Origin of the sequence: Paenibacillus agaridevorans (genome assembly GCF_018604145.1) — a bacterium.
Classification (GTDB): Bacteria; Bacillota; Bacilli; order Paenibacillales; family Paenibacillaceae; genus Pristimantibacillus; species Pristimantibacillus agaridevorans.
Genome location: NZ_CP075889.1, coordinates 310092 through 323274 on the forward strand (window position 1 = coordinate 310092; position 13183 = coordinate 323274).

Annotated in this window: 13 protein-coding genes; 11 read left to right on the forward strand and 2 right to left on the reverse strand. The window is 55.0% G+C overall.

From position 1 onward, the window contains the following. Positions 1-9: 9 nt before the first annotated feature. The 4 genes from KJW29_RS01185 (at position 10) to KJW29_RS01200 (ending at position 5883) form a co-directional block, all read left to right on the forward strand. Entirely contained in the window at positions 10-948 is a 939-nt protein-coding gene (locus tag KJW29_RS01185; protein WP_108995539.1) for a carbohydrate ABC transporter permease, read from the forward strand. An 87-nt stretch (positions 949-1035) separates the two neighbouring features. Next, positions 1036-2583, forward strand: coding sequence for an ABC transporter substrate-binding protein (locus tag KJW29_RS01190; protein ID WP_214628446.1), 1548 nt, complete (start codon positions 1036-1038; stop codon positions 2581-2583). A 131-nt stretch (positions 2584-2714) separates the two neighbouring features. Continuing rightward, complete coding sequence (locus KJW29_RS01195) at positions 2715-4271, forward strand: TolB family protein (RefSeq protein ID WP_214628447.1); 1557 nt, start codon at positions 2715-2717, stop codon at positions 4269-4271. A 76-nt stretch (positions 4272-4347) separates the two neighbouring features. Next, the gene (locus tag KJW29_RS01200; RefSeq protein WP_214628448.1) at positions 4348-5883 is read left to right on the forward strand and encodes an ABC transporter substrate-binding protein; all 1536 of its coding nucleotides are present in this window, start codon (positions 4348-4350) and stop codon (positions 5881-5883) included. A 114-nt stretch (positions 5884-5997) separates the two neighbouring features. Here KJW29_RS01200 and KJW29_RS01205 read toward each other — a convergent pair whose 3' ends face one another. Next, the gene (locus KJW29_RS01205) at positions 5998-6573 is read right to left on the reverse strand and encodes a C40 family peptidase (RefSeq protein WP_214628449.1); all 576 of its coding nucleotides are present in this window, start codon (positions 6571-6573) and stop codon (positions 5998-6000) included. Between the two features lie 260 nt (positions 6574-6833). Here KJW29_RS01205 and KJW29_RS01210 point away from each other — a divergent pair, with 260 nt between their 5' ends. The 6 genes from KJW29_RS01210 to KJW29_RS01235 all read left to right on the forward strand — a co-directional run bounded on the left by KJW29_RS01210 (position 6834) and on the right by KJW29_RS01235 (position 10956). Then, positions 6834-7130 (forward strand): LiaF transmembrane domain-containing protein, encoded by a 297-nt coding sequence (locus tag KJW29_RS01210; RefSeq protein WP_087570081.1) that lies wholly within the window; start codon positions 6834-6836, stop codon positions 7128-7130. 57 nt (positions 7131-7187) lie between these two features. Then, entirely contained in the window at positions 7188-7874 is a 687-nt protein-coding gene (locus KJW29_RS01215; RefSeq protein ID WP_214628450.1) for a PspA/IM30 family protein, read from the forward strand. After that, positions 7862-8398 (forward strand): PspC domain-containing protein, encoded by a 537-nt coding sequence (locus tag KJW29_RS01220; RefSeq protein WP_214628451.1) that lies wholly within the window; start codon positions 7862-7864, stop codon positions 8396-8398. The genes KJW29_RS01215 and KJW29_RS01220 overlap by 13 nt, the downstream gene beginning before the upstream one ends. Positions 8399-8402: 4 nt before the next feature. Continuing rightward, positions 8403-9125, forward strand: a complete 723-nt coding sequence (locus KJW29_RS01225; RefSeq protein WP_087570084.1) for a PspA/IM30 family protein — start codon at positions 8403-8405, stop codon at positions 9123-9125. 101 nt (positions 9126-9226) lie between these two features. After that, positions 9227-10243 carry a sensor histidine kinase gene (locus KJW29_RS01230; RefSeq protein WP_214628452.1) on the forward strand — a complete coding sequence of 339 codons (1017 nt, stop codon included), beginning with the start codon at positions 9227-9229 and terminating at the stop codon, positions 10241-10243. 62 nt (positions 10244-10305) lie between these two features. After that, positions 10306-10956 (forward strand): response regulator, encoded by a 651-nt coding sequence (locus KJW29_RS01235; protein WP_214628453.1) that lies wholly within the window; start codon positions 10306-10308, stop codon positions 10954-10956. 19 nt (positions 10957-10975) lie between these two features. Here KJW29_RS01235 and mobB read toward each other — a convergent pair whose 3' ends face one another. After that, the gene (mobB, locus tag KJW29_RS01240) at positions 10976-11542 is read right to left on the reverse strand and encodes a molybdopterin-guanine dinucleotide biosynthesis protein B (RefSeq protein ID WP_246608531.1); all 567 of its coding nucleotides are present in this window, start codon (positions 11540-11542) and stop codon (positions 10976-10978) included. Positions 11543-11708: 166 nt separating this feature from the next. Here mobB and KJW29_RS01245 point away from each other — a divergent pair, with 166 nt between their 5' ends. Then, a complete protein-coding gene (locus KJW29_RS01245) occupies positions 11709-13064 on the forward strand; it encodes a molybdopterin molybdotransferase MoeA (protein WP_214628454.1) in 1356 nt (451 codons plus the stop codon). The last annotated feature ends 119 nt before the right edge of the window (positions 13065-13183 follow it).

The window sequence follows — 13183 nt, forward strand, 5'->3', positions numbered from 1 at the left end:
GTGGTCGGCATGGAGTCAATAGTAGCGGAGAAAGCGCCAAGCGCATCCAATCCCCAAAACAAGTTATCGTTGCCGGCTTCGGCGGGCATCCATCTCTTCTTCATTCTTTATTCCCTGTTTTGCATCATCCCGGTCATTCTGATCATTATGGTATCCATCAGCGATGAGTCGACCGTTGTTCGCGAAGGATACCAATTCTTCCCGTCGAAGTTCGACATGGGCGCCTATGAGTTCCTGTTCAAGGATGCCAGGCAAATAATTCGCTCATACGGCATCTCCATCTTCGTGACGGTCTTCGGCACGTTATCAAGCTTAATCATTATGGCCCTGTACGCATACCCCATCTCCCGGAGCGACTTTCCGCATGCGAAGCCCTTTACCTTCTTCGTTTTTTTCACTATGTTGTTCGGCGGCGGTCTTGTTCCGTGGTACCTTGTCTACGTGCAAATGCTGGAGCTGAAAGACAACATTATGGCGCTTATTTTGCCCCTTGTCATCTCGGCCTTTTTCGTCCTGATCATGCGAACCTTCTTTATCACAACCATCCCGTCGGCGGTGCTGGAATCGGCCAAGATCGACGGCGCTGGCGAGCTAACCATCTTTATGAGAATCGTCCTGCCGTTATCGCTGCCCGTGCTGGCCACCGTGGCCTTGTTCCAGACGTTGACGTATTGGAACGACTGGTTTCTCAGCCTGGTGTTCATTACGAAGGATGCCAATATTACCGTGCAATATCTGATGTATAAAACGATGCTGAACATTCAATTCCTTGCGAACAACAGTACAGCGGCCGCGGCGATTCAAGCGGCGGGCGGGACGTTCCGGTTTCCGAGCGAAACGGTGCGGATGGCCATGGTCATCATCGGCGTCGGCCCTATTATTTTCGCTTACCCTTTCTTCCAAAAGTACTTTGTGAAAGGGCTGACGGTCGGCGCGGTCAAGGGATAATCCCGCAGTTATGTCTTATAGCATTGGCTTGAGCTAGCTGACGCTAGTTAAGCATAAATTCATTATTCCATTCGGGAGGTCTTAACCATGACAAAGAAAAGTCGAGGAAAATGGGTATCGCTGCTCTTGCTCTCCATGATAACGGCATTGATCGTATCGGCATGCTCGGGCAATAGCGGCAGCGGCAAGGAGACGGCGGCGACGAATAAACCGGAGCAGAGCGCGGCGACCGGCGGGGAAGCAACCGAGGCGCCGGACGAGCTGAAGCCGCACAAATTGACGCTGGTCTACCCGGGTACGCCTCAGACGGACGAAGCCGTCGTGGAGGAAGCGCTGAACAAGCTGCTGACGGCAAAGATCAACGCCACAATCGACCTCATGCCGATCGACTGGGGCGCATGGGACGACAAAGTCAATCTGATGATCGCGGGCCGCGACGTCATCGACATCTATTTCACCGCGCAATGGAACGGTCACGCGAACAACGTTTCCAAAGGCGCGTTCATTCCGCTTAATGATCTCATCGATCAATATGGCCAAGGGATCAAGGAAACGCTGGATCCCGCTTTCCTGGAAGGAGCCAAAATCAACGGCAAAAACTACGGCGTCCCCACCAATAAGGAGCTGGCTTCCGCAGGAGGAATCGTCTACCGCAAGGACGTGGCCGACGAACTTGGCATAGACATGAGCGCGGTGAAGGAGCCTAAGGACCTTGACGCGGTATACGCGGTCGTAAAGGAGAAACGTCCCGACCTTGTGCCTTTATACACGAACGGCGCGGTCTTCAACGCCCACTACTTCGGAAACTACGATTTTCTGGGAGACTCGACTATTCCGGGGGCCCTGCTTAAGGACGAAAACGGCACGACTGTAGCGCCTGTCGAGGACTCCGCCCGTTATCAGGATTATTTGAAGCTGGCGCGCGACTTTTACGTGAAAGGTTACATTAACGCAGATGCGGCCACGACCCAGGTAGCGCCACAGGATGCGTGGAACGCGGGCAAAGTATTTTCCACGATAGAGCCGATGAAACCGGGCAAGGATGCGGAAATTGCCAGCGCTGCAGGTATTCCGGGCAAAACGGCGCAAATCATCATGACATCAAAGACGGTCGCGACTTCCGAGACGGCAGGCTCCATGTTAGGCATTTCCTCGACATCGACGAACCCGGAGCGGGCCATGATGTTGATCAACCTGCTGCATACGGACAAAGAAATCAATAACCTTCTGAACTTTGGCATCGAAGGCGTCCATTATACGAAGAACGGCGAAATCATTTCGCCAACCGGTAAAACGGCCGATTATGCCCCGGGCTCCGCATGGATGTTCGGCAGCCAATTCCTCAACTACGTATGGGATACCGAGGCCCCCGACAAGTGGGAGCAATTCAAAGCGTTCAACGAAGGAGCGATCTCCTCGCCCGCGCTCGGCTTCGTCTTCGACAGCGAGCCGGTCAAATCCGAAGTAGGCGCCCTTGCGAACGTTATCCGCCAGTTCCAGAAAGCCGTAGAGACGGGTTCCGTCGAACCGGAGCAAGGATTAAAGGAATATCGTCAAGCGCTCAAGGACGCCGGCATCGACAAGGTCATAGCCGAGAAGCAGAAGCAATTCGACGACTTCCTGGCAAGCAAGTAATAGAGGTGGAATCGAAAAACCTTGATCTCGGCCCGTTGCGGGAGGTCGGGGTTTTTCGTTTCTCCAATCGCAACCCAACCTTCCCGGCAAGCGTCTAATAGTTAACCAGGTGCTGGAAGGGGAAGGTCGAAATGAAAAAAACAGTTATTTTGATCCTGTTATGCGCGTGTTTGGCCTTAGCGGGTTGTAAGGGGGATGGGGCGGAGCGGGAATCCAATGCCGTTACCCCGCAGCCTACTTTGCAGTCGATGCAGACGGTGTCCGCGACTCCGGTTCCAACAACAGAGAATGGGACGATAGGAGCGTTTGAAAAAGTGGAAACGGAGAATGGGTTCCGGCTCGCAACCGATGGGACATACAATCCCTTTCAACTGTTCACGGCAGCCAGCGACGAAGGAACGTCGTATGTCGTCCACGTACTGACAAGCAACGAATCGTTAATGAACGGTGTCCGGTATGGAGCCATCGCGGCAGTCATGCATCCCGATAGCGGAGAGTTTCGGACCTATCCGCTCTTCAGCGCCATAATCAATGACAGCTATGCGGCTCACTCGATAGCGAAAGGCTACGGCATGCTGGACAGCCGCCATTTGCTGTATATCGCTGTTCATGACGCGAACGACGAAGGAGCCGTTCAATCCTATAGCGTAGAAAAGCTGGATATTACATCCGGCGAAAAGACCGTAATCGTACCCGCAATCCGGGAATTGGACTCGATATCCCAAGAGGAGCATTTTGCGCCGGGATGGCTGACGGCATCCGGAGAATCACTCGTGTTAAACAGCTATTCGGAAGGAAAGCTTTGGGTGATAGATATCGCGGACGGCGAAGTACGGCAATTGCCGAAACAAACGAAGCATAGCTGGCCTTTTTTTCTAACATCGGTATCGCCGGACGGCGAATTGATCTGGCATTTGGACAGTGACAATAGTCGATTCGTGTTGCTCGATTTAGAAGGGAACGAACGATCAAACGTCCCTTTTTCTTCGGAGGCCATCAGGGGGCAAAGCGGCTGGTTTTATTGGAGCCCGAACGGAAAGTACGCCATATTCGATGACTCATCCACCTCCGAGCAAAACCCTGTTATTTATGAGGACGCCGAATTCTCGCTAAAGGCGATGAACAAGCTGAACATCTATACGAGGGAAGGAAATGGACAGAGCATCATGTTCGATCGGAGCAAGGGGCAATTCGTTGAGGTTGCCGGATGGCTCGGGGCAGAGGATGAGTATGCGGTGCTGCGTTTCTATGATGTGGAGGGCGCTTCTGCATCGCTTGTACCGGATAGCGTCAGCTTCTTGCTTCTTCATCTGCCGACCGGCGGGTTGACGGCTCTCCAGCCAAACGCGGATAGACTGCCGGGCGAGAAACTCGAGCTCGCTTCTCTTTATAAGAACAGGCCAGGTCTGCGGGAGCCGCTGCTGCTGGTAGATTTGGACAGCCATACTTACGTGCTTCTGTCAGACAGCGGAGCTTGGGCGAAGCAATCCTCTAATGAGGCTTCAAAACGAGCTTGGATTGAGGCGGCGTCCCAACTAGGAGGCACTCTTTTGCATTGGGAAGGAAAGGATGACACTCGGGGAATTGAGAAGGAGAGCCTCGTTTTGCAAGAGAATGTACGGGAGATAAGCTTCGCGGGAGAGAATTGGATCGTCACGGAGGATATGGTCTACATTCGAATGGACTGATATATTGCTTTTTGATTGTGATCCATTAAAATAGAAGTAGCTGGAATGAAACGGAAAAAGATGGGGGAGAGCGTCGATGCCGTGGAGACACTCGAAAGGTTCGATTGTTCGCGCTCTGCTGTTGGCGCCAATGATGCTCTCCTATCTGTTGCTGCTTGGAAGCTGTTCTTCCCCCAACGGAAATGAAAGCGCTTTTCGAAGCGATGCGTCCACGGATCAGCCTCATGAGACGGCAGGACCGTACACGATCAAATTCGTGTATACGGGAGCGGGTCAGAAGGATGAGGCGGCGGTAGAAGCTGCTATTAACGACTACCTTAAGGGCAAGCTGGACGCCAGGATCGATCTGATGCCCATTGATTGGGGACAGTGGGAGGACCGAATCAATCTGATGATTGCTTCCCGCGAGAAGGTGGATGTCATCTTTACGGCGCAATGGAACAAACATGCGGTCAATGTCGCCAAGGGGGCATTTCTGGAGCTCTCGGAGCTGCTGGAGAGCTACGGGCAAGGGATTCTGGGGAGCCTGGATCCCGCTTTCCTGAGCGGTTCGAAGATCGACGGAGGCAATTACGGCGTACCCACCAACAAGGAGCTGGCCGCGCAGGGGGGCATTATCTACCGGAAGGATATCGCGGAGGAACTGGCTATCGATATGTCCCTCGTCCACACGATTGCGGATTTGGAGCCCGTCTTCGCCCGAGTTAAGAGTATGAAGCCGGACATGACTCCCATCTATATGAGGCAAGGCGAGACGTTTAACGCTCATTACATTGGCAACTATGACGCGCTCGGCGATACGTCGATCCCCGGCATCCTGCTCAAGGACGGAGACAGTACCGAGGTTAAACCGAATTATGAGACGGAACGATATGTGGAGACGCTGCGCATTACGCGCGAATTCTATCAGAAGGGCTACATTAATAACGATGCGGTCACCAATGGCACGATGAATATGGACGCGCTTATGGGCGGCAGCGTATTCTCCATTACTTCTTCGCTAAAGCCAGGCAAGGCTGAGGAGATTGCCATGGCGACAGGGCTGGTCGGCAAGCTGGCGCAGAGGGAGCTGAATGCCAAGACGATCTCCACCTCGGAGACGGCGGGCTCCATGCTGGGCATCTCTTCGACGTCGCAGCGGCCGGATCTGGCGATGGGGTGGATCAATCTTCTCCATACGGACCGCGCTCTTAACAACTTGGTCAACTACGGCATGAAAGGCATTCATTACGAACAAGCAGGAGAGGGCATCATTAGACAAACGGACCGTACGCAGGACTACAATCCTTCTTCGAACTGGATGTTCGGCAATCAGTTCCTGAACGACGTATGGGATACCGAAGATCCGGACAAATGGGAGAAGTTCCGGGCGTTTAACGAAGAGGCGCATCTGTCTCCAGGATTGGGCTTCGTCTTCGACAGCGCTCCTGTCAAAGCCGAGGTGGCAGCCGTCGTTAACGTGGACCGGCAATACCTTAACGCGCTGGATACCGGCACGGTGGATATCGACCATGTGCTACCGCAATACGAGGAGAAGCTGAAGTCGGCGGGGATCGCCCGGATTATCGAAGAGAAGCAGAGGCAATTCGACGCTTATCTGGCGGCAAAATAGAATCTGACGGCTATGCGGTCAGCAGACGCAGAAACGCCGCGGAACGCGAAAGATCGCGCGCCGCGGCGTTATTGGTTGTTGCTGAGTGCATACTTATAATAGAAGCAATTTTTTTTAGAGGACGCTGCCGCCGAAGATCATGCGGTGTTCCCACTGCGTGCCCTTGACGGAGTCGACGCGTACGCCGCCGCTTTTCTTGGAGTAGGTGTGAAGAATGCGGCCGTTGCCCAGGTAGAGACCGACATGCGTCACTTTCTGCTTCGACTTGCTTAATTTGCTGTAGCTGGATGCGGAAGAACCTTTATAAGACATAAAGAACACGAGATCGCCGCGTTTCAGGCTGGACCAGCTTGTCTTTACGGTAGAATTTTTTTTCACCCACGCAGCCTGGGTTGCGGACGAGCCGGGGATGGTTACCCCTGTTGCCTGCTTATAGATATGCTTTACGAAGTCGGAGCAGTCAAACGTCCGCGTCGTGCTGCGGTTCGAGCCGAATTCGTAAGGCGTACCCATATATTTGCCGCCGAGCTTGATCGTTGCTTCGATCTTCGAAGACTTGGATGCGCTTGACGTAGCGGCATGGGCATGTCCATCGATTGGAAGCGGGACGACACCGGTTGTCAGCAAGGCTGTTGCGACTACGCTGGCGATCAGGCTTTTCTTGATTATGTGATGTTTCGTAGTTGTCATTTATGATGCACCTCCTGGTTGATAGCTATACCGTAACATGGCAGGAAAGCGTTTATAACCTGCAAAAACTGGGTCTTTACCCAAATCCGCTTCTTGAGACGGGTTGGCGACTCGACCAAAGTCTAGTTCAGAAAGTGCCGAAAGTCTGTTTTGCCAAGGCTTTAAACCATCTATACTAAGTACATAAGCAAGAGCAACAAGATTTAACGCGGAAGCGAATATGAAGAAATTCTAATTGTAGAGAGGAGAGAAAGTTGGAGATGAATGGAAAAAGCGCACTTGGCGTATTACTGATTATCGTAGGCGGACTAGCTGCCTTGAACTTTCTGAACATCGACTTCGGCCGGATTATCGGCTTCCTGATTCCGTTTATTCTAGTGGGCTTCGGTATTCTGGGGTGGATGAATAACAAAAGGCTGATCGGCGGCATTCTAATCGGATTGGGCGGCATCATGCTGCTAGGCAAGCTCGGCGGTCTGCTGATGCTGATCCTGGCAATCGGATTGGTTGTAGCAGGCGTATCGTTGTTCAAAGGCGGAAATCGGAGAACATATTAAGGGATAGGCGGATGAGCGGCGGATACGCCGCTCGGAACCTTCGAGGAGGATACAGAGATGAGCATCGTAAGACGAATTCGCGACATCACCGTCGCAACGCTGAACGAAAGGCTGGAGAAGGCCGAGGATCCGGTTCGGATGATCGATCAATTCCTCTGGTCCACCAGGGAAGATATCATTCAGGCAGAGAAGCTGCATCAGCAATATACGAATCATTCCAATCACCTGAGAGCCCAGTGGCTGCAGGCCGAATCGCAGAAGGAACGCCGCGAACAGCAAGCGATGACCGCCCTCAAGGCGGGAGAAGAGAATATGGCGAGGTTCGCGCTTCACGAGAAGGCGACGGCTGATGAACGAGCGGCTCAATACAAGGATTTGTTCGAACAGAGCAGACAGCATACATTGGAGCTGGAAGAACAGCTTCGCGAGATGCGCAGCGAATATCAAGCGGTCTATGACAAACGCGAATATTATGCGGCACGCATGGAATCCATCAGGCTGCAGCAACGCTTGAACAGCCGCTTCGGCGGTTATGGAGAGAGCGGCCCGCAGCCAGGGGCGATGTTCCGCCGGATGGAAGATCGCATCAACGACCTGGAGACGGAAGCAAAGAGCATCCGGGACGTACGCCGAATGGGGCATGAAATGGACTGCTCTGGCCTTGGAAGCACGGTTAAATCGGTGATCGATCGAGAGCTGGATGAGTTGAAGCGTAAACTTCAGAAGGAAGGATGGTCATCTTGAGAAAATTATATCGCTCTACGCGCGACAAAAAGCTGCTGGGTCTGTGCGGCGGACTCAGCGAGATGTTAAACGTTGATGCTACTTTGCTCCGGATTCTGCTTGTCGTCGTGACGATCTTTACGAGCGGTACCGTCATCTTTATCTACCTCATCGCAGGTATGGTTATCCCGAAGGAGCCGCCGATCCATGGCGGATACGGTCACGGCGGATATGGCCCCGGACCCGGCCCTGGAGGATTCGGCGGGTACGGCGGTGGCCATAACGGCGGCTACAATAACGGCGGTTACAATAACGGTGGATACAGCAACGGAACATATGGCTCTGCCAGCGGGCAACAAGGACCATACAATGCGTCGTATGGTACTTCGACTCCTCCTCCTCAGGACAAGTGGGGATACCGCAAAGAGGATCCTGCAGCGACACCCGGATTCGACAGCATGATGGACGATCTGGAGAAGAAGGCGCTAAGACGTGAAATCGACGAATTAAAATCCAAAATCGCGAAATACGAGAAGGGAGAATAATATTATGGGAATCTTCAAAAGAATGAAGGATATGACGAAAGCATCGGTAAATGAGGTACTCGACAAAATGGAGGATCCGGTAGTCATGCTGAACCAGTATCTGCGTGACATGGAATCCGAAATTCATCAAGCTGAGGTAACGGTTGCCAAACAAATGGCGAACGAGCGTCGCATGAAGCAGCGTCTTGACGAGTCGGTACGCAGCGCGTCCGACCGCGAATCGAAGGCGGAAGCGGCATTGCGCGCCGGCCAGGAAGAGCTTACTCGCAAGCTGCTGGAAGAGAAGCTGTATTTTGACCAGAAGGTGACGGAATATATCGATCTCCATGCACAAGCGAAGGCGCAAGCGGAAGAGCTGATGCAGCAACTGCACGGCATGAAGGAAGAATTCTACCAGCTTCGCAACAAACGCAACGAGCTCGCTTCCCGCGCTCAAGTTGCCAAGGCGCAGAAGCAAATGGCTCAGCTTAGCGCGAACCACACCATCGACAGCGGTTCTGCTTCCCGCGGCTTCTACCGGATGGAAGAGAAAATTATGCAGCTGGAGGCGGAAGCGGATGTTCTTCGCACCCCTTACGGCAGCTACAGCGGCGGTTCGGCTGGATCCACGCCGGTCAGCTCGGCAGATCTGGAGAAGCGCATGAAGGTTGACGAGCAGTTCGAAGCGCTCAAGAGCAAGCTGAATGCGGGCAATGCTCCTGCGGCAAACAACGACGCAACAGAATAATGAGGACGAAATGAGGATAGCGGCGGACCGGAGACGGTCTGCTCTTTCCTGCTTTGCCACGTTGAACAACCTCATATACAATTACATAAGGAGCGTTCCAGATGCAAGCAGAACAAGATAAGCGCAGCCAGGGCGATGAAGGTCCAAAGGCAGCCCGCAAGCGCAATACGGCGGAGACGGTACTTTGGCTGCTCATTATCGTCAGTCTGGCGGTCATCGTTCTGCAAGGACTCGATGTAGTGGAGCTATACACGCTCAAGGGCAAATGGGCCGTCATGGGATTGATCGGCGTAGGCGGCGGACTTGTGGCCGCAACGATTATGAGTTATCTTCAAAATTCCAAGCTCAAGGCCGCGCTCAAGAGACTGACGGAGCAGCAGCGCAAACGTCCTTCGTATACGGTAACGATTGATTCCAATGATCCCGATGCCGTTAGCCCGGATGAACTTGCCGATGATCCTAATTGGAGGGAGAAGGTCAGGTTCACCGCGGTCATCGAAGAGAGGCAGCGTCTGGCTCGCGAGCTTCATGATGCTGTCAGCCAGCAGCTGTTCGCCATCTCGATGACGGCTACGGCTGTCAGCCGTACGATAGAGCGGGACTGGGAACGGGCGAAGCGTCAAGTGCAGCTCATCGAGGAAATGGCGGCGGTGGCGCAATCCGAGATGCGGGCGCTGCTTCTTCATCTAAGGCCTGTCCATTTGGAGGGCAAGAATCTCGGTCAAGCGTTGAAGGCATTGATTGAGGAACTGCAGCAAAAGATACCGATGGAAATTACGCTCGAAGTCGACGAGACGATTACGCTGCTGCCTGCAGCGGAGGATCATCTCTTCCGAATTGCTCAGGAGGCTCTGTCGAATACGCTGAGGCATTCCAAGGCGGACAAGATGACTATCCGCCTGATGCGTCTCGACAATCGGGTTCATATGACCTTGCAGGACAGCGGGATCGGCTTCGATCTGGAAGTGAAGAAACAAACGTCTTACGGTTTGCTCACGATGGAGGAACGCGTGAACGAGCTTGGGGGCAGCATGCAAATGATGTCCCAGCCTGGAGAAGGAACGACAATACATCTGTGGGTGCCGGTAGACGGCCAAGTCAAGGCCGGGGCTCAATAAATCAAGGTTGCGTACAGCGGAGTTCCGGATGGTAACAACCTACTGGGGGAGAGATGGAAGATATGGAGGCGCCAATCAAAGTGCTGCTGGTCGACGATCACGAGATGGTGCGTATCGGACTTGCAGCCGTGCTGGATACAGAGGATGGTATCGAGGTAGTGGGAGAGGCCAGCAATGGCCCGGAAGGTATACGGCTGGCTACGGCTTATAAGCCCGACATTGTATTGATGGATCTGGTCATGGAGGGCATGGATGGCGTCGAGACGACGGCTAAGCTGATGGAGCAGCATCCGGATTGCAAGGTTATCGTACTGACGAGCTTTATCGACGACAGCAAGATCTATCCCGTCATCGAAGCGGGAGCCTTCAGCTATCTGTTGAAAACATCCCGCGCAAATGAGATCGCCGAGGCGATCCGCGCGGCGGCGCGCGGCCAATCCGTGCTGGAGGCGCAAGTGGCCGCGAAGATGATGAACCGGTTCCGGCAGCCCAAACATCAGGAGAAGGCTCCTTTGCACGACGACCTGACGGAACGCGAGATGGATGTTCTCAAGCGGCTCGCGCAAGGCAAGTCCAATCAGGAGATCGCGGACGAGCTGTTTATCGGCGTAAAGACCGTGAAGTTTCATATTACGAATATTTTTAACAAGCTGGATGTGGACGACCGTACACAAGCCGCGATCTATGCCCATAAGCAGGGAATTGCGGAGTAACCAAAACAAAGCTGCGGCATTATAAATGTTTGGCGGCCTGGGAAAGAATGTGCGCGGCGATTTCCCCGGCGTCGTTAATGCTATAGACAGGCAGCCCGTTCAATCGCTCGGAGACGGCAGGGAGCGACTGAGCCCCAGGCCATAGGACGGCGGCGCTTATATGGGATAAGCTGGCGAGCAGCCCTGCGTCGACTTCCTCTCGTACGAGCACGAGCTTCGGATGCTTCTCTCTCTTGAAACCTTCGACCAGGACGATATCGACATGCTGCATATGAACTAGCAATTCGGCAAGCGATGACGGTTTGTTGCTTAGTATTGCACTACGTCTCGAAGAGGAGATGGCCGTTATGTCGGCGCCTGCCTGTTGATGCCGCCAAGTATCCGTGCCGGGTTCATCCATGGTGAAATCATGAGCATCGCTTTTGACTGTGCCAACCTTATAATTCCGCTGCTTCAGCAGCTCCGTCAACCGGCAAACCAAAGTGGTTTTGCCGGTGTTTTTGTGTCCGACGACTTGGATGACGAAGGGGCGGGTAAGGGGAATGGCATGAAGCTTCATGAATTCGTTGTGCTGCGGATTCTCCAAATGAAAGCTCCTCTCGAAATCATTTTGCTCATCTTACCATATTTTTGCGGGAAGATGCGGAATCTGGAGAGATGAAATTGATGCATATGGCAGGTTGTCTCACTCGCTCTGTGATACAATGGAGGAAGAGAGATGGGCTCAAGTTCATGGACCTGGAGGAACGTGCATGGAGAAAGAGAAGGGGTCATTGGATGGCGTGGAGCGAGTAAACTCGCCAGGGAGCGATGGACGCTTTAACCGGCGGGCGATTACGCCGGAGGAGGCGCAGCGGCGTGTCGTTGCCGCTGCAAGAACTGTCGGCAGCGAACTGGCGCCGCTGGCCGAAAGCGGCGGCCGCCGCCTCGCGGAGTCGCTGCGCGCGACGAGCGACTGGCCGCCGTTCCCGCGCGCGGGGCTCGACGGCTACGCCGTGCGCGCGGCGGATACCGCGGGAGCGGCGCCGGACTCGCCGGCGTTGCTCCGCGCAGCGGCTGCGGTCGCGGCGGGCGAGCTCGCCGCCGCGGCCCTTGCGCCGGGGATGGCTGCGCGCGTCATGACCGGCGCGGCTGTCCCCGAAGGAGCCGACGCGGTCGTCATGCTGGAGCAGACCGCGGAGGCGTCTCTGGCCGGGGGCGCAGCGGCGGTGCTCGTGCGAGCGGCCGCCTTGCCCGGCCAGAACGTGGCGCCCCGAGGCGAGGAATTCCGCCTCGGGAGCCTGCTGGCGGAGCCCGGCACGCTGCTGAGGCCGGGCCACGCCGCTTTGCTCGGCACGTTCGGCTATGCCGACGTGCCGGTGTACCGGCGCCCCCGCGTGGCGATCTTTGCCACCGGCAGCGAGCTGATGCCGGTGGAGGCGCCTGCCGCGCCGGGACGGATCCGCGACAGCAACAGCGCGATGGTCGCGTGGATGGCCGAGCAGAGCGGGGCGGTGCCTTGGCTGTGCGGCACGCTGCCGGATGATCGGGCGGCGGTAGAGGAAGCGCTGCATCGCGCAGCGGAGGAAGCCGACCTCATCATAACGACGGGCGGCGTATCCGTGGGCGATTACGACGTGATGGCTTGCCTGCTTCGGGAGCTGGGGGCTGCAGCAACCCGCGTCTACGGCGCCGAAGCAGACGCAGTGAGGGAGAGCGGCCTCTTGTTCAACAAAGTCGCGATGCGTCCGGGCAGTCCGACTTCGGCCGCGATCTACGAGGGCAAACTGTTGCTATGCCTATCCGGCAACCCCGGGGCTTGCTTCGTCGGCTTCGAATTGTTCGCGCGCCCGGCACTGCTAGCCATGCAGGGCTGCGCTTCGCCGCTGCCGCGCAAGATAACCGCGAAGCTGGCGCTTTCCGTATCCAAAGGCAGCCCGCATATCCGCTTCGTTCGCTCTCGCCTCCGGTATGGAGATGATGGTATTATATACGCCGACCCACTTGCGTTCTCCAAGTCCAGCATGATGGCTTCAATCGCTGATGCCGAGGGACTCGTCATCATTCCCGCTGGCCCGCAGGGGCTGGAAGCGGGAGAATGGGCGCAAGTGATGCTGCTGCCGACGTGAGGGCATGCCCGACAAGTACGGCCGCTTTAAGAGCAAAGACGATTTTGAGAAGCCCGGCCGTAACGGAAACGCAGCCATCGTTGCTGTCCCGATCTTGAATCGTTCATCCATTAGCCTCG